Annotated in this window: 10 protein-coding genes; 1 reads left to right on the top strand and 9 read right to left on the bottom strand. The window is 62.6% G+C overall.

Annotated features, from left to right (window positions below; translation table 11 throughout):
* Positions 1 to 87: 87 nt before the first annotated feature.
* A complete protein-coding gene (locus NPX02_RS01865) occupies positions 88 to 1,362 on the top strand; it encodes a bifunctional O-acetylhomoserine aminocarboxypropyltransferase/cysteine synthase (protein ID WP_260291459.1) in 1,275 nt (424 codons plus the stop codon).
* Between the two features lie 100 nt (positions 1,363 to 1,462).
* On the opposite strand, the gene NPX02_RS01860 is transcribed toward NPX02_RS01865, so the two are convergent.
* The 9 genes from NPX02_RS01860 to NPX02_RS01820 form a co-directional block, all read right to left on the bottom strand.
* On the bottom strand, positions 1,463 to 1,834 hold the full coding sequence (locus NPX02_RS01860) for an SEL1-like repeat protein (protein ID WP_260291458.1): 372 nt from the start codon (positions 1,832 to 1,834) through the stop codon (positions 1,463 to 1,465).
* Positions 1,835 to 2,191: 357 nt separating this feature from the next.
* A complete protein-coding gene (gene sat, locus NPX02_RS01855; RefSeq protein ID WP_260291456.1) occupies positions 2,192 to 3,379 on the bottom strand; it encodes a sulfate adenylyltransferase in 1,188 nt (395 codons plus the stop codon).
* 519 nt (positions 3,380 to 3,898) lie between these two features.
* A complete protein-coding gene (locus tag NPX02_RS01850) occupies positions 3,899 to 4,630 on the bottom strand; it encodes a nucleotide-binding protein (RefSeq protein ID WP_260291455.1) in 732 nt (243 codons plus the stop codon).
* Positions 4,631 to 4,984: 354 nt separating this feature from the next.
* On the bottom strand, positions 4,985 to 6,820 hold the full coding sequence (recD, locus tag NPX02_RS01845) for an exodeoxyribonuclease V subunit alpha (RefSeq protein WP_260291454.1): 1,836 nt from the start codon (positions 6,818 to 6,820) through the stop codon (positions 4,985 to 4,987).
* Complete coding sequence (recB, locus tag NPX02_RS01840; RefSeq protein WP_260291453.1) at positions 6,817 to 10,464, bottom strand: exodeoxyribonuclease V subunit beta; 3,648 nt, start codon at positions 10,462 to 10,464, stop codon at positions 6,817 to 6,819. Before recB ends, recD begins: the two co-directional genes overlap by 4 nt.
* A gap of 1 nt (position 10,465) precedes the next feature.
* Positions 10,466 to 13,699, bottom strand: a complete 3,234-nt coding sequence (recC, locus tag NPX02_RS01835; RefSeq protein WP_260291451.1) for an exodeoxyribonuclease V subunit gamma — start codon at positions 13,697 to 13,699, stop codon at positions 10,466 to 10,468.
* Between the two features lie 177 nt (positions 13,700 to 13,876).
* Positions 13,877 to 14,596: an orotidine-5'-phosphate decarboxylase gene (gene pyrF, locus NPX02_RS01830; protein ID WP_260291450.1), complete on the bottom strand. Its 720-nt coding sequence runs from the start codon at positions 14,594 to 14,596 to the stop codon at positions 13,877 to 13,879.
* A 53-nt stretch (positions 14,597 to 14,649) separates the two neighbouring features.
* Entirely contained in the window at positions 14,650 to 15,813 is a 1,164-nt protein-coding gene (gene lapB / locus NPX02_RS01825; RefSeq protein WP_260291449.1) for a lipopolysaccharide assembly protein LapB, read from the bottom strand.
* Positions 15,814 to 15,891: 78 nt separating this feature from the next.
* Positions 15,892 to 16,293 (bottom strand): LapA family protein, encoded by a 402-nt coding sequence (locus tag NPX02_RS01820; RefSeq protein ID WP_260291448.1) that lies wholly within the window; start codon positions 16,291 to 16,293, stop codon positions 15,892 to 15,894.
* Positions 16,294 to 16,319 lie beyond the last annotated feature (26 nt).

Here is a 16,319-nt window from a genome sequence, read left to right as displayed (position 1 = left end):
CCAGCTATTCGACAGTGTCATATTTCTGCAGTTAAGATGCAGGACATTTTTGACCGGTAATGGCAAAAGAACAGGAGGAGTGCGTAGATGAAGATTGAAACAATCGCAATACACGGGGGCTTTGAACCGGATCCGACCACCAAGGCGGTCGCGGTGCCGATTTATCAGACCACCTCATACGCCTTTGACGATACCCAGCATGGCGCCGATCTGTTTGATCTGAAAGTCCAGGGGAATATCTATACCCGTATCATGAATCCGACCACCGATGTGCTGGAGAAGCGGGTGGCGGCCATGGAGGGTGGCATCGGAGCCTTGGGGCTGGCCTCCGGCATGGCGGCGATCACCGACACGATCTTCACCCTGTGCGAGGCCGGTGACAATATCGTCACCACCACCACCCTCTACGGTGGCACCTACAACCTGTTTGCCCACACCCTGCCGCAGCTGGGGATCGATGCCAGGTTTGCCGATCCCAAGGACGTGGATGGCATGGCGGCACTGATCGATGACCGCACCAAACTGGTGTTCTGCGAGTCCATCGGCAATCCGGCCGGCAACGTGGTGGACATTGGCGCCATGGCGGATATGGCCCACGCTCACGGCGTGCCGCTGGTAGTGGACAACACCGTCCCGTCCCCTTATCTCTGTCGTCCGTTTGAGCACGGCGCGGATATCGTGGTACACGCCCTGACCAAGTACATGGGCGGTCACGGCACCACCATCGGTGGGGTGATTGTCGATTCAGGGAATTTCCCCTGGGCCGAGCATGCCGACCGTTTCCCGCGCCTGAACCAGCCGGATGTCTCCTATCATGGCGTGGTTTATACCGAGGCCCTGGGGCCGGCCGCCTTCATCGGCCGGGCGCGGGTGGTACCGTTGCGCAATATGGGCGCGGCGATCTCACCGTTCAACAGCTTCCTGGTGCTGCAGGGGATTGAGACGCTGCCGGTGAGAATGGATCGGCATTGCGAAAATGCCCTGGCGGTCGCCAACTATCTGCAGTCCCATCCCCAGGTGGAGTGGGTGCGCTACGCAGGGCTGGAGGGAAGCCCGGACAAACCCCTGGTGGACCGATACATGGGGGGCAGGGCGTCCGGTATCCTCTCCTTCGGAATAACCGGCGGCAAGGAGGCGGGCGGGCGCTTTATCGATGCACTGGATCTGGTGGTTCGACTGGTGAATATCGGCGATGCCAAGAGTCTGGCCTGCCATCCGGCCACCACCACCCATCGTCAGCTGAATCCGGAGGAGCTGGCCAGGGCGGGGGTGAGCGAGGATCTGGTGCGGTTGTCAATCGGTATCGAGCATATCGACGATATCATCGCCGATCTGGATCAGGCGTTGGCGGCCTCGCGCTGAGTCGGTGCCCGGTGGGCCGGCTTCGGCCGGCCCACCGGTATTCGATAGCCGAGAGCTCCGGGAGGTGATGCCTGTAAGCGCTCATCCAGTCCTGACGGCACTACTCCTCAAGGCGTTTTATACGCTCCGCGAGGATCTCCTCGGCTTGCTTCACTTGTTCCAGGGTCATGACGGAGGAGGCGGTCAACTTGAATTTTTCCGCATATTTATCGCCGCCATGTTGCGCCAAACCAAACCAGATATAGGCCTTGGTGTAGTCCTTCTCGGTGCCCACGCCGTAGAGATAGAGCCCGGCCAGCTTGCCGTAGGCATCCACATCACCCGCTTCGGCCGCTTGTTCATATTGGCTGAAGGCTTCTGCGTAGTCGCCTTTCTCATAGGCGGCGATGCCCGCTTCCAGGTCGGCGTGGAGCGGGGTGGAAACGAGCGCAAACAAGGCGGCGCCAAGGAGATAAGTTCGGTATGGTTTCATGATGTCGTCTTGCGTGGTAAGAAGCGCCCATTCTAATCCAATCAGGCCGCCGTTAGAAGGAGTAGCCATCACGCTGAGTGCTCAATCGGGGAGATCATTGCAGCCTGAAGGGCCCCGCCCTTCGGGGATCCGACAGGTACACAGCCTCAGGGGGGAAATCCGGGCTACGCTGGGTGGATGATGCCGGGTTGAGATTCCGCAGGCGATGCGCGTGCACTTACTGAGCAGGGCAGGTATTGATTGAGGGGGTACGGGGATAGTGTGGGTCAAAGCCGCTTCCGGCCACCCTTGGCCTTCGCGGTATAAGGACCAGCGGTCCCCCTCCGACGCTGCCGCGCCAGAGGGGGGTGGCGACCCTCAGTTCAGCGACTGATAATAATTCATCAGGATTTCAGCCACTTCCGGCCGGGAGAATTCGGGCGGCGGTGCCATGCCCTGTCCCAGCATCTCACGCACCTTGGTGCCGGAGAGCAGCACGAAGTCCTCCTTGCCGTGATCGGGTGCATCGCACATCATCACCACCCGATTGAGCTTCTTCGAGTACGCGGTGTGATCGGCGCGGAAGATTTCGATTTCCAACGCACCCGCCGGGACTTCGCTATCGAAGATGGTCTGGGCATCGAAGGCACCGTAATAGTCGCCCACACCGGCGTGATCACGACCGATAATAAAGTGGGTCGCGCCCATATTCTGGCGGAAGTAGGCGTGCAGCACCGCTTCACGGGGACCGGCATAGAGCATGTCGAAACCGTAGCCGGTGATGCAGACGGTGTTGGGCGGAAAGTAGAGCTCCGCCATCTTGCGAATCGCCGCGTCGCGCACCGGTGCCGGGATATCGCCCGGCTTCAGCTTGCCCAGCAGCATGTGGATCACCACGCCATCGGCCTTGACCGCATCCATGGCCATCTTGCACAGCTCCTCGTGGGCGCGATGCATCGGGTTGCGGGTCTGGAAGGCGACAATCTTCTTCCAGCCGTGCTCCTGAATCTCATTACGGATCTCGACCGCGGTACGGAAGGTGTCCGGGAAATCGGTCTGGAAATAGCTGAAGTTCAGCACCTGGATCGGGCCCGAGATGGCCCGGCGGCCCTGGCTGTTGAAGGCGTCCACCCCGGGGTGTTCGGGATCGGTGGTGCCATAAACCCGCCGGGTCATCACCTCCATCTGCACATCCGATACCTCCTCGACGGCATTGATGTCCATTACCGCCAGGACCGGATTGCCTTCCACATTCGGATCGCGCAGGGCGACACGCCGGGCACCCTGGATGGCGTCCACACTCTCCAGCAGGCAGAGCACGGGCACCGGGAAGAAGCTGCCGTCGGTCATTTTCATCTGCTCGGCACAGCCCATGGCGTCGTTGACGGTCATGTAGCCCTTCAAGGGATTGAAATAGCCGGCACCCAGCATCACCGCATTACCCGCGGCCTGGGAGCTGATAATCACCGAGGGCAAAGACTCGGCCTCATGCATCAGCGCATGGTGTTTATCGGTGTCGTAGACAAAGAGCGGCTGAAGGGCATCGGATCCGACAGGCTTGATCATCTCTCTAGATCTCCTTAGAACAATTTATCGTTAATATTTTCTTCACCCGCCTACACCGGAAATCATGCAATTGGGTAAGTATAGAAACCGGCGGGATGGGCCTTTGGCCCGGTCATGGAACCCCTCTCTGGTTCCACCAGACCGGGACTTTGACCGAACAACGGGCAACGGCATCGCATCCAGTATAAGGGTCGCGGTGAAAATAAATCATCCCAAGATCGCACAGCCATCGGTCTGCTCACAAGGCGTGCAAAGGGGCGCATAGCTGGCCTATGTAACCCTTTGCACAACGCCGTGAGCGGGCCGAGGGCGAAGCGAGATGGGATGCTTTATTTTTTCCGCGGCCCTAGATTCAGGGCATACCCTACCACATGGATGAATGGGTTATCCCAAATTTATATTTATAAGGGCAGTAGAAAAAATACTGTATGAAATCTGAAAGGAAACTATCCTGCCTGGAACGATTGTTCCAGGGCGGCGCTGTAATATCAGGGCAGTATCAGGAAAATCAGGGCAATATCAGGATAGCGCGACGCTTTTGGCCTCTGGCTGCCACCCTGGCGACTCACCGAAACTCGATGGCTGCACCGGTTCCTTGCCGGGAATGGCTTCGTGCAGCCAGTTGATTATCGGCTGCCACTGTTTGCGGTCCTTGGAGGTAACCCCGTTCTTCATTTCGCAAATGCCCATGCCGGTTTCCATGGCGATGGCGTAATTGTGGGTATCGCGCAGCGATCCGATCAACGGTATCCCCAACCTGGCGGACAGTGCCTCGATTTTCTCGTAGGTCGCGGTCTTGAAACGCACCCGGTTGATGACCATGGCGACCCGCTTGCCATGCAGCCGGTTTTTGGCAAAATGCATCAGTTCGGTAAGAAATCCTTCCACTGCCTGCAGATCGATGACGGTGGGCATGACCGGTATCAGGATGCTGTCCGCCTTGTTGAACAGGTCCACCAGTCGTCCTCCGGTGACGCCGGCCGGGGTGTCTATGACCACCACTTCGGTTTCCACTCCGCTATGGAGCTGCCAGGTGCGGGTCATTCCGCTACGTGGGCGGGCGGCATCGATGGAACGAATCTGAGGTTGGGAGGGCTTGCGCATATCCAGCCAGTGATGGCTGGAGTTCTGGGGATCGTAATCCATGAGGGCCGTTTTGTAGCCCTGCCCGGCAAAGTAACAGGCCAGCGTGGTGGATATTGTGGTTTTCCCACAGCCGCCTTTTGCGTTGAGCACCATAATGTTGTGCATCGAACCCTATCCCCAATTATTCAATTTCGGAGACAGCCGTTCCCTCGACCCGCGCCCCCTGAAGTTCGACCACCTGGATTCTACGATCCATCCCTCTGTGTGTGGCCGCTGAAAACCCTCTTGCCAATCCGGACTCAGAGGACTACTACCCCTCTTCTTCTTCTGGAAAGTTATAACTTTCTTAAATAGGCGCATGAGTATCTTCCGAATTAGCATGAAAGGCAAGTAATCAGAATCTGAAAGCTGATCTTCGTCAGTTTTTGCTCTTTTTGCGGTGATAAGACTCACAAATCCCCCCATCACCGGGAATATTTACCGGTAAGGGTGATTGCCGTCACACTCACGATCACTACTTTATTTACTACCCCAAAGTTTCTCCCCCAATCCGGAGGCCCTCCTGGTGCGTCTGGCTATCGCCGGGACAAGCAGGCCATGCGCGTCCGAGAGAATAAATTCGCGCCGGCTTCGCGTGAGTCCGGTATAGATCAGCTCACGCGTGAGCAGCGGACTATCCCGCCCCGGCAGAATCAGCAGCACCCGCGCAAACTCCGACCCCTGACTCTTGTGCACCGTCATGGCGAAGGCGGTTTCATGGGGCGGCAGCCGGGCGGGACTCACCCGGCGCACGCCATCCGAGGTCCGAAAACAGACCTGCATCTCCCCCGCCTCACCCGCCAACAGGATGCCGACATCGCCATTGTAGAGTTTCAGATTATGGTCGTTACGGGTGATCAGTACCGGGCGCCCGGGATACCATGCCACCCCAGGGTCAATCAGGCCGACCGTCTCCAGGCGCTGCCGGATCTGCTGATTCAGCTCCGCCACGCCGGCAGGTCCCGAACGCAGGGCGCAGAGTACCCGGAAGCTGTCGAAGGCGGCAAACACCTCTCCCGCCGCGGCACCTGCGGCAATGCGCTTCAGGTAATGGCTGTAGGCCGACGCCGCGATCGCCAGCGGGTCGCTCGACCCGGCGAGCAGGCGGATATCCCCCGGCCCCTCCCGCTCCGGCCCCTCCCCCTCCAACAGTTGCCGCGCGGACTCGCCGTCGCCCCGGTTCACCGCCTCTGCGAGCCGCCCGATGCCGCTGTGCCCGCCAAAACGGTAGCTGTGCCGCAGCTGTACCACGGCATCGGCCAGTGGCTGGTGCGCCGCCGTCTCTGCGGCCAGCGCCTGATCGGTCAGCCATGCGAGCTGTTGTTGAAAATCGGCGCTAAAACCGGGGTCATCCCCACAGATATCGCCCAGCACCGCGCCGGCCTCCACCGAGGCGAGCTGGTTGCGGTCACCCAGCAGGATCAGGCGCGCCTCGGCCGGAAGGGCGGCCACCACCTTGGACATCAGGGCTACATCGACCATCGACGCCTCATCGATCACCAGCACATCCACCGGCAGTGGATTGTCGGCGTCATGCCTGAACTGCACGCTGTCCTGGCGACTCCCCATCAGCCGATGCATGGTCATCGCCTGTGCCGGGATGGTGGCGAGCAGCCCGGGGGCAACCGGCAGATGCGCCCGTGCCTGCTGGATGGACTCCTGCAGGCGGGCAGCGGCCTTTCCGGTAGGCGCGGCGAGGGCGATCACCAGCGGCCGCTCACCGGCCTGCTGCTGCAGCAGGGCGAGAATGCGCACCACTGTGCTGGTCTTTCCGGTGCCCGGCCCCCCCGAGATCACGCTGAAGCGCTTCTGTACCGCCACAGCCGCGGCGACCTTCTGCCAGTCGGTCCCCAGCACCGGTTGTGGTGGAAACAGCTGTCCAAGCCCCAGCCGCAGGCGTTCCGGGTCAACCGTGGCGACCTCGGCCCGACTGCGCGCCAGGAGCAGATCAGCCAGCTGCTGCTCATACGCCCAATAGCGCTGCAGATAGAGTCTCCCCGCTGTATCCAGGATCAGCGGCCGATAGTCGCCGGGCGATCCCACCACCGCGGTCTCCAGCAGCAGGCGCCGCCACGTTGCACTGTCTGGGAGCCGAATCCGCCCTTCCGGCCCGCCGACCATACGGCCGCTCCACTCGGCAAGCGGCAGACAGACATCGCCCGCACCGGTCCGGTAGCTGGTGAATGCGGCCGCCAGCAGCAGCTCGGGACGCTGGTCGGCGGCCAGCCGGCCGATGAGGGTGGCGAAATGCAGATCCAGATCGGTCACCAGGCCCTGTGCCTTCAACTCCCGGAGTAGTTCCAGCGCCTGACTCATACCGGCACCTCCTCCCCGGTGAAATAGCGATCCAGGGCCTCGATCAGGCGCTTCGCCGGGCGCTCCCGATAGACACCGAATTCCGTTCCGTCGGCCGGGGACATGCCGCGCAGAAACAGATAGTAGACCGAGCCGAAATGGCACTCATAGTCATAATCCGGCAGCCGCCGTGCGAGATAACGGTGCAACGCCACGCTGTAGAGCAGGTACTGCAGGAAGTAGCCGTTGCCCGCCATTGCGGTGACGAGATGGGTCTGGCTGTAGTCGGCCGGCTGGTCGCCCAGCCAGTTGGACTTGTAATCGAGCAAGTGGTAGCGCCCCTCATGGACAAAAATCAGATCGATAAAGCCCTTCAGGTAGCCGCTGATGTCGCTGAAGGCGAGCCGGTGGATCGCCTGGGCCATCACCTCTGACTCCGCGAAACCCTGTTCGGTCAGCAGCGCGGCCAGACGCGGCGCCTGCAGCTGTGCAACCGGGTAGTTGAACTCCATCTCCACCAGACAGTGCGCCTTGGGGATGTGGCGGAGGCAACGCTCGCTGTTCGGCTCCAGCGGGGTATCGAGCACATCGCTGACCATATCGCGGACCACGTCCCGCCAGACCGGGTCAATACCATAGGCGGCGAGCTGCTGCTGCACCAGCCGGCTCAGTTCAGCGGGGCTGTGGCGGCTGAAATCGAGCTGCTCGAAAATGGCATGCAGGCAGCTGCCGGGATTGGCGCCCCGTGGAAAACTGAACCGGGAACGGGTGGCCGGTAGCTCAGCCGGGGCCTCCGTCGGTACCTGGACCGAAACAGGGACCAGCACAGGGATTTCGTCGTGATCCGGTCGATCAAAATGGTCGCTGCCGACCGTCAGCGCGGAGAAGCTGGTCACGGCGGCACCCCGGCCCAGCCGGCGGGTGAACTGTTCCGCGCGTAGCCCCTCGGCAGCGTGGCGTTGCCGGGGAGCCGAAGCGGGCAGGCCGGCACCGCTCTCCCCCTCCAAGTCCGCTGCAGCCTCCGCTTCGGCCGCTTCACAGGGGGTAATCCGCACCTGCCCGGACAGCGGCTCGGCCCACTGTTGCAGGCGTGCCAGCAGTTGGGATTGATCCAGCGAGCGGAAATGGGCCGCCAGGGCCTCGAGCTGATCCCCGGAACGGGGTGATGGCGGCGGATGCAGCAGCCAGGCGAGGGGTGACTCCGCGGCCCCGTTCACCTCGCCCCAGGTGATGTAGCAGCGCTGCCGGGCGCGGGTCAACGCCACATACAGCAGGCGCAGACTCTCCGCCAGGGTCTCGGTCCGGTTCACCCGCCGGGCCTCCGGCCAGGCGGGTGAACCGAGATCCAGCACCGCCCGATCCTGCTGTTGCGGATCGTGAAAACGGCACCCCTCCCCCTCCCGGATGGCACGCAGACCACCGTCCCAGACAAAGGGACAGAACACCACCGGATACTGTAACCCCTTGCTTTTGTGGATGGTGACGATCTGTACCAGGTTGTCGTCACTCTCCAGCCGCAGCTGGCGCTGCTCGTCTTCCGGCAGATCACCCAGGCGCAACCGGCTCAGCCAGCCGATGAGCGCCTCCATGCCGGCGCCGCTGTCACGCTCCTGCTGGTGAATCAGCTCGCTCAGGTGCAGGGTATTGGTCATGCGCCGTTCACCATCCGGGAGCGCCAACAGCCGCCCGGTCACCCGCTGCTCGCGCATCAGATGACGGAACATGCGCATGAAGCCCTGGGCCAGCCAGAGCCGATGGTAGTGCTGGAACTGCTCCAGGTAGGTGGTCAGTTGCCCCTCATCCGTGGCCAATCCGGCAATCGCGTCCCCCGATACCCCCAGCAGATCACTGCCGAGGGCGGCGAAGACCAGACCCTCCCGCTGCGGTTCCAGCACCGCCCGCAGCAGCCGTTCCAGCTCGCTCGCCTCGTGGGTCTGGAACACATCCTGCTGAGCACGCTGGACACTGTGTATCCCGCGTGCGGCCAGGGCGTGGCGGATCAGCTCCCCCTGCCGGTGGGTCCTCACCAGCACGGCGATATCGCCCCCCGCCAGGGATCGCTCACCGAGACGGATCGGGCCCTCCGTTCCCGATTCCGGCCCTACTCCGGTAAGCCGGGCGATCTCCCGCGCGGTCCAGTCGACGGCGATCTGCGAAGCCTGCTCCTTGCTCTGCTTGCCGGAGATGAAGCCGACCCGGAAACAGGCGTCATCCCCGTCCTGCTCCAGCAGCCGTTGCTGTTCCGTCTCGGCCGGCCGCGAGGGTTGGAACGGTATCTGGGGAAACAGGAATCCCCCCTGGGGTTGATCGAACAGGCGGTTGACCGCCTCGATCAGCGGTGGCACGGAGCGCCAGTTCACATCCAGGGTGTAACCCTTCCCGGCATCGGCGCCGGCCCGCAGATAGGCAAAGATATCGGCGCCGCGAAAGCTGTAGATGGCCTGCTTCGGGTCCCCGACCAGAAACAGCAGCCCGGGCTGTTGTACAAACAGCCGGTGAAAAATCCTGTACTGGACCGGATCGGTGTCCTGAAACTCATCAATCAACGCGGCACTGTAGCCGAGGCGCACGCGCTCCACCAGGGCCGCCCCCCGCTCCCCGTCCAGGGCGGTTTGCAGGTTCAGCAGCAGATCGTCATAGGATTGCACCCGGAGCCGCTGCTTGCGCATCCGCAGCTGCTCATTGGCGTACTGGATCAACTCCCCGAGCAGGGCCACGCGCGCCTGCTCGTACTGCCGGTCCAGCCGGTCGATGGCGTGCAGCAACGACTCGCAGCGATCGAACAAGGGGTGATCCGGGGCACGTCCCGACTTGTTCAGCGCCGCCGCCAGTGCCGTGCTGGAAAACTTTTCCAGCTCGCTGAAGCGGGGTCCGGGGGTGGGCTGCAGATAGAGATCCATCGCCAGCGCCCATTTATCAATAGAGGCCGAGCGATACTTGTTCCGGTTCAGACCGTCGCAACGCTTGAGCTGATCCAGCACCGCGTCGCGTTGCGCGAGCCAGAGCTGGCGCAGCTCGTCGAAGCGGGCGGAGAACTCCGCTTCTGCAGCGCTCAGATCGGCCGGCATGGCCTGGCCCCGGATCTCCAGGTAGGGCTTGTTGATATTGCCGCGCAGGGCCAGGGTCAGCAGGTCGGGACTCAGCCCCTGGTCGAGCAGATAGCCGAGCAGGCCGGGCGGGATATCCTGGATCCGGCTGCGCCAGTAATCATCCACCACCTCCTGCATCAGGGGCCGCTCATCCAGCAGCAGCTCGGTATGAAACGGCATACCGCTCTCAAAGGCGTTTTCCGCCAACAGCCGCTGACAGAAGCCGTGAATGGTAAAGATGGCGGCCTTGTCGAAGCTGAGAATGGCCAGCGTCAGGCGCTGCAAGCGCAGCTCGGCGGTGTCCGGATCGCGCATCAGGGCGTCGCGGAACCCGTCCTCCCGATCGCCCTCCACGGCCCGCTTGAGTTGGACCATTCTGCTGCGGATTCGCTCCCGCAGCTCGGCCGTCGCCGCCTTGGTATAGGTGACCACCAGGATCTGTTCCACCGTCAGGCCCTGCTCCAGGATCAGGCGGATATAGAGCCCGGTGATGGTGTAGGTCTTGCCCGTCCCGGCGCTGGCCTCGATCAGGTTCATGCCGTCGAGGGGGGTCTCAAACAGGTCGAGTCGCCGCATGTCAGCCGACCTCCATGGCCGCGAGCAGCGGCACGAAGACCTGCTCACTCAGCGATTCAAACGTCTCATCCAGCACTTCACCGTCGGGAAAGGCGAGCCGGTAATAGGGATTGTCATATTCGGCAAACCCCTGATAGCCGCCGAACCACTTGTCCCGCGCCCGCTTCAGGCAGAACTCGCGCGGTTTGCCCTCGTGTAACGCTCGCGCGTAACTGTGAGCGCTGCGGGCAAACAGCGGCAACGGCCGCTGCAGGCCCTGCCAGTAGAGATCCAGCAGCTCCGCCAGCCGTGCCTGCGCATCGGCGACGGGGTGCAGGGTCACCAGCCCCTCGCGGCTGAGCCAGCGGGTGACCGGCGTCACCGCCGCCGGGGCGGCGACGTTGAGCAGCAGGTGCCTGATCCACAGCGCCAGCAGTTGCGGATCGGGTATTTTCTCCAGGGAATAACCGAGCAGGCCGGCGCTGGGGACCCTTTCCAGGCGTCCCATCAGGCGCAGACTGCCGTGGGAAATATCCACCGCCAGGGCCAGGGTATCATCCCCCGGATAGAACGGCTGCAGCCGCTTGGCAAACTGTCGGGCGCTCTCTGCCAGGCGTTCGAACAGCACCACCCCGCCGGTCCCGTGGGGCAGCATGCCGCGGGCACGTTCCAGCGCCAGCCATTGCGCCGGATCGTCCCCCTGCAGCGACGCCTGCACCAGCCGCTGAAACAGCTCGCTGCGCTGAAAATAGTCCAGCTCGAAGGGGTCGCGACTCTCCATCTGCGCCTGTTCGTAGGCGATGGTGATGCCCAATCGTGCCGCCAGCAGATAACGGACCGGATTGGTGTAAAAACGGATCAGGTGGGCCAGTTCGACCTGTCGCCAGTGGTCCTCCGGCGGTGTCAGTGGCTGCCGGATAAACCGGGCTGGCGCGGCGGACGGGGACAGCAGGGCCTTTGCCCCCTGGCAATTGGTCTCGGCATAGCTGAACAACCCCGTATCCGGCAAAAAATAGCGCGGATTGAAGGCCTGCAGCGGATGGCGCACGCTCAGTTGCTCCGAGGCGGCCTGCCCGGACAGAGTGGTGTAGCGATCATCCAGATAGTCGATCACCTCGCTCAGCAGGACCGAGGGCGGCAGCGGACTGTTGTCCCGTATATCCTGGGCGACATAGCTGAAATAGAGCTGCTCCCGGGCGGAGATCAGGGTCTCCAGAAACAGGTAGCGGTCATCGGCACGGCGCGACCGGTCGCCCGGGCGGTGCTGGCCCGCCAGCAGGTTGAAGCCGACCGGGCGCCGCTCGCGGGGGAAACTGCCGTCATTCAAGCCGATCATGCAGATCACCCGGAACGGCAGGGCCCGCATCGGGGTGAGGGCACAGAAGTTGACCCCGCCGCCGAGAAACCGGCCGCCAGAGGGTGTGGCGAACTGATCCTGCAGTTGGGATATAACCAGCTCCCGCGAGATGGTCCCCCGAAAACCGGCCAGTGCGGTCGTCCCGGCCAGGCGGGCAATACTGTCGCGCAGCGCCTGAACCGACCGGGCCTCGGCCTCATCGGGGGCGAAGAAACGGTCGATCAGCTCATTCAGACGGACCTCCCAGTCCGCGGCTGAACAGGCCTCGAGGATCCTCCCCTCCAGTTCAAACAGCGCCGTGACAAAGCTGTACAGCCCCGCCAGGATCTGCGCGTCCGCGCCCTCCACTTCTGGGCAGGGCAGCAGCCCCTGAAACAGTTGCTCGGTTGTAGCAGGGACGGGGGCCGGCAAGGCATAGCCCAGCAGCAGCCGGTCCAGACCCTGCTGCCAGCTGTTCTGCCCGGTCAGGGGCAGGCCCAGCGCCGCCCGCTCGGAGCCATCCCGTCCCCAGCGAATGGCCACGCTTTCCAGCCAGCGGCGGATGTGCGGCAGGTCCCCTGACGAGAGACCGAAGCGACGATGCAGCAGCGGCTGCTCCAGCAGGGAGAAGATCTCGTCCGCCGGGTAGCGCCCCCCGGGCTGACTGAGCAGGTGGAGGAACAGGGAGACGCTGGGTGTCTCCGAAATCTGGCTGCGATCCGACAGCGTATAGGGGATGTGGTTGCGCCCGGTCGACTCGCCGAAGACGGCCTCAATGTAGGGGGCATAGCTGTCCATATCCGGGGTCATCACCAGGATATCGCTCGGCTGCAGGCGCTCATCCACGGCAAGACGGTAGAGTAGCTGGTCGTGCAGCACCTCCACCTCGCGCATCGGACTGTGGCAGAGATGAAACTGCAGCGATCGGTCCACCGGATCGACCCGGCGGGGCTCCCGCGGCGTTTGTGGCTCATCCGACTCACAGGCGCGCAGGATATCCCGCTGCAGCTGATGCAGCAGGCAGCCCTCACCTGAGTCAAAGAACGCCTCCGCGGCACCGGTATCGTGATTCAGCAGGGACGCCAGGAAATCACTCCCCTGCCCCCCCATGGAGGCCAGCAGGGGATTGCCCACCTGCAGATAGAGCGCCTGCTCGGCGCCCTCCAGGCTACGCCGCTCCCGTTCAGATTCGGAGACCAGGTCCATCCAGTAACCTTCCGCCGGATTCAGCAGGAAGAGATGGATATCGATCCAGCGGGCAGCGAGATCGAGCACCTCCAGGTAACCGGGCGAGAGGGCGTTCAGGGCAAACAGGCAGATTCGCTCGGGCAGATGATCGGGTTCGATGCGCCCGTCCGCGGCCGCGCGGACCAGCCGCTGCCGCAGATCGACCCAGTGCTCCAGCCGCTGGCCGGCCACCAGGTCGCGCCACAGCGCGGCCTGCCAATGATCGCCCGCCACCGCACTGCGTCCCTGTTGCCAACGGTCGATCCAGTCAGGGCGATAGACCAGATATTGGTCGAAGCAGTTGGCAATCTCACCGGCCAGTTGAAAGCGCGTGAGTTCATCATCACGCGCCAGATAACGCTGCAACGGCTCGAAGCCCCGCCCCGGCAGCGGTTTGGCCAACCGCTCAAACAGCCGCCACTGCATCAGCTCCGGCCTGAAGCTGTCGTTCTCCGGCACATCGACCAGCAGTTGCCGAAGCAGCTGCCAGATGAAACCGGCCGGCAACGGGAACACCGTATTGGCGCAAATGGAGAGGCGTCGGGCAAGTTGCAGGGAGAGCCAGCGCCCCATCCCGGGGTGCTGGACCACGATGGTCTCCGGCGCCAGCGGATCGGCCGCCGGTCGGCGCAGGGTGTCGGCCAGTTGGTCAGCCAGCCGCTCCAGTCGATTGCTATGGTAAAGATGCAGCATAGGGGGCGCTTTAATTGTCGTTTGGGCCTGTAGGGTGCCGCTGACGCACGAACCGCATCCTACTGCAAAAACCAGTCAAAGGGCGCCCCATGGACACCCTCGACGGGCACGGCCCGATGGTTCCCGGGGCCAGGCGACTCGGAGTCCGTCGGGCTCCTGGGCTGCCGACGTACGCCCTCAGACTCTAGCGAATCCGGCAATCTCCTGCTGGATGCGGTCGAGGCTCGCCTGGGGATCATCGGCCGCGGTGATCGGCCGGCCGATGACCAGCAGGTCGGCGCCATTATTCAGCGCCGCCAGCGGCGTCATCACCCGTTTCTGGTCGTCCTGGGCCGCGCTGGCCGGGCGCACGCCGGGAGTCACCAGGAGAAAATCCTGTCCCACCAGCGGCCGCACCTCCCCTGCCTCCAGGGGCGAACAGACGACACCATCCAGACCGGATTGGGACGCCAGCCGGGCGAGACGGATCACGTTATCCACCGGTGCCCCGGAAAATCCGACCTCGGCGATATCCTTTTCGCCGAGACTGGTGAGGATGGTGACGGCGATCAGCAGCGGTCGATGGGACAGCGATTCCAGCCGCTCCCGCGCCGTCGTCATCATCGTACGTCCACCGGAGGCGTGCAGATTCACCATCCAGACGCCCAGGTCGGCCGCCGCCTCGCAGGCCGCCGCCACGGTGTTGGGGATATCATGGAATTTCAGATCGAGAAAAACATCGAAGCCCTCGCCCACCAGCTTCTCAACGAAGGCCGGCCCCAGACGGGTGAACATCTCTTTTCCTACCTTGAGCCGGCAGGCGGCCGGGTCGAGGCCGGATATCAGGTCCAGAGCCGGAGCAGCGGAGGGATAATCGAGGGCGACGATGATGCGGGGATGCTTCGATACGGCGGTCATGGATTCTGCCTTGTTGGTTCTGGGTTCAGTTCAGGATTCAGGAGAGAGCAGGGTCATATTTCATCAAACTCGTCACGCGGCTTGATGCTGCTCCAGGATTTGCAGCTGGGACACTGCCAGTGCAGGGTCTTGGCCGTGAACCCGCAACTGACGCACTGATAGGCCGGCCGGTTTTCCAATAGTTTGTTCAGGATCTGCTGCAGTATCGGCAGGCTCTCCAGGCCATCGCTCTTCGCCGCCTTCAGCGAGAGGCCGACCAGCCGGTCCAGACCTCCGAGATTGGGATGGGCCTGCAGATAACCGGCCAAAAACCGGATCGCCGCCTCCTCACCCTCGTCGTCCTGAATAAAATCGGTCAACGCCAGGACACTGCTCACGGTGTGGTGCTTTTCATAGAGTTGGCGCAGGTACCTGCCCAGCTCGGTACGATTGCCCAGCTCGCGATAGCATTCGAGTATCGCGGGAAGCACTTCCGACAGATAGGCCGGGTCCTGCTTCTCCACATGTCGTAATGTGCGAAGGGCACTTTTGGGCGAGCCGCCGGCCGCTTCGATCTCGCCCTGCAGAATGGTGGCCCTGACACACCCGTCATCCGAGAGCTGCGCCTTCCTTAGCAGTTGCGCGGCCCGCGCCAGGTCGTTACGGTGGCGCGCCTCTTCCGCCAACTCACAATAGTAGTGCGCGCACTCCTTGCGGCGCGCTTTACCGGTCCGCTGTCCCAGGCGCCTGGCCACCTGCAGACACTTATCCCAATCCTTCTCCTGCTGATAGATGGTCAACAGGTTTTCCAGCGCCTGAGCCTGGAACATGTTCATCTCGCCCAGCTCATTGAACAGGCTCTCGGCGCGATCGAACAGACCGGCCTTCATGTAGTCCTGCCCCAGCTCCAGCAACGCCTGACCACGCTGTTCACGATTCAGCATGGGCCGGGCGATCAGGTTCTGATGGATGCGGATGGCGCGATCCACCTCACCGCGGCGGCGGAACAGGTTCCCCAGCGCCAAATGGGTTTCCACCGTATCACTGTCAACCTCAAGCATCTTGATAAAGACGTCGATGGCCTTGTCCGGCTGTTCATTCAACAGGTAGTTCAGACCACTGAAATAACCCGGGGAACGCTCGGCCACGGCCACCACCTGGCGGGAGGCGCTGCGTTTTGCGGCCCACCAGCCGGAGGCGGCGGCTACAGGCAGGAGTAACCAGAACAGTTCCATCATCCGGGTTCAGTGGGTGACTTGCAGTGGAGCGGTAAGACAGAAAATCCGAACGGCATCATCCCTTTCCGTAGCATGGTCTCAGTTGTCCTTTATCGGAATTGAGCGGAGGTTGTTCACTTCCTGGCGCGCCAGTCGCGCCTTGTGCCTGAGACTGATGTTCTCCCGGCGCAACCGGAGTGATCCGCTCAACATGGCAAGTACGCCCAGTATAGCCCCCAGGGCGAGGGCAGCGACCAGTATCACTGACAGCGGCAGCTCTTCCGCCCCAAAATAGTAGTTGAGTCGCACAGCCTCGGCATTCATGACTGCAAACGCAGCGCCGATCATCATGATCAGTAGAATGAAAATCAGCTTCAAAAATCGCACAGTCTCGTCTCTCCCATCATCACTCGGGTTCGGGTAGCGGGTATAATAACCAAGATTCAGCTGGAACCGTACCGGGAAATTGCCGTGGCAGGAAATAATGGTGCGAGAACTCATTCTTGCGCGAGCCCTTACTCAGGCAT

This window comes from Sedimenticola hydrogenitrophicus (assembly GCF_025175675.1).
Classification (GTDB): Bacteria; Pseudomonadota; Gammaproteobacteria; order Chromatiales; family Chromatiaceae; genus Sedimenticola; species Sedimenticola hydrogenitrophicus.
The sequence above is the reverse complement of the archived record's forward strand: the minus strand, read 5'-3'. Positions and strand labels throughout refer to the sequence as shown.

Excerpts from the sequence above, each read along its gene's own strand:
- NPX02_RS01865 (WP_260291459.1), top strand. The coding sequence starts at position 88 with ATGAAGATTGAAACAATCGCAATACACGGGGGCTTTGAACCGGATCCG.
- NPX02_RS01860 (WP_260291458.1), bottom strand. The coding sequence starts at position 1,834 with ATGAAACCATACCGAACTTATCTCCTTGGCGCCGCCTTGTTTGCGCTC.
- sat (WP_260291456.1), bottom strand. The coding sequence starts at position 3,379 with ATGATCAAGCCTGTCGGATCCGATGCCCTTCAGCCGCTCTTTGTCTAC.
- NPX02_RS01850 (WP_260291455.1), bottom strand. The coding sequence starts at position 4,630 with ATGCACAACATTATGGTGCTCAACGCAAAAGGCGGCTGTGGGAAAACC.
- recD (WP_260291454.1), bottom strand. The coding sequence starts at position 6,820 with ATGAGTCAGGCGCTGGAACTACTCCGGGAGTTGAAGGCACAGGGCCTG.
- recB (WP_260291453.1), bottom strand. The coding sequence starts at position 10,464 with ATGCGGCGACTCGACCTGTTTGAGACCCCCCTCGACGGCATGAACCTG.
- recC (WP_260291451.1), bottom strand. The coding sequence starts at position 13,699 with ATGCTGCATCTTTACCATAGCAATCGACTGGAGCGGCTGGCTGACCAA.
- pyrF (WP_260291450.1), bottom strand. The coding sequence starts at position 14,596 with ATGACCGCCGTATCGAAGCATCCCCGCATCATCGTCGCCCTCGATTAT.
- lapB (WP_260291449.1), bottom strand. The coding sequence starts at position 15,813 with ATGATGGAACTGTTCTGGTTACTCCTGCCTGTAGCCGCCGCCTCCGGC.
- NPX02_RS01820 (WP_260291448.1), bottom strand. The coding sequence starts at position 16,293 with ATGAGTTCTCGCACCATTATTTCCTGCCACGGCAATTTCCCGGTACGG.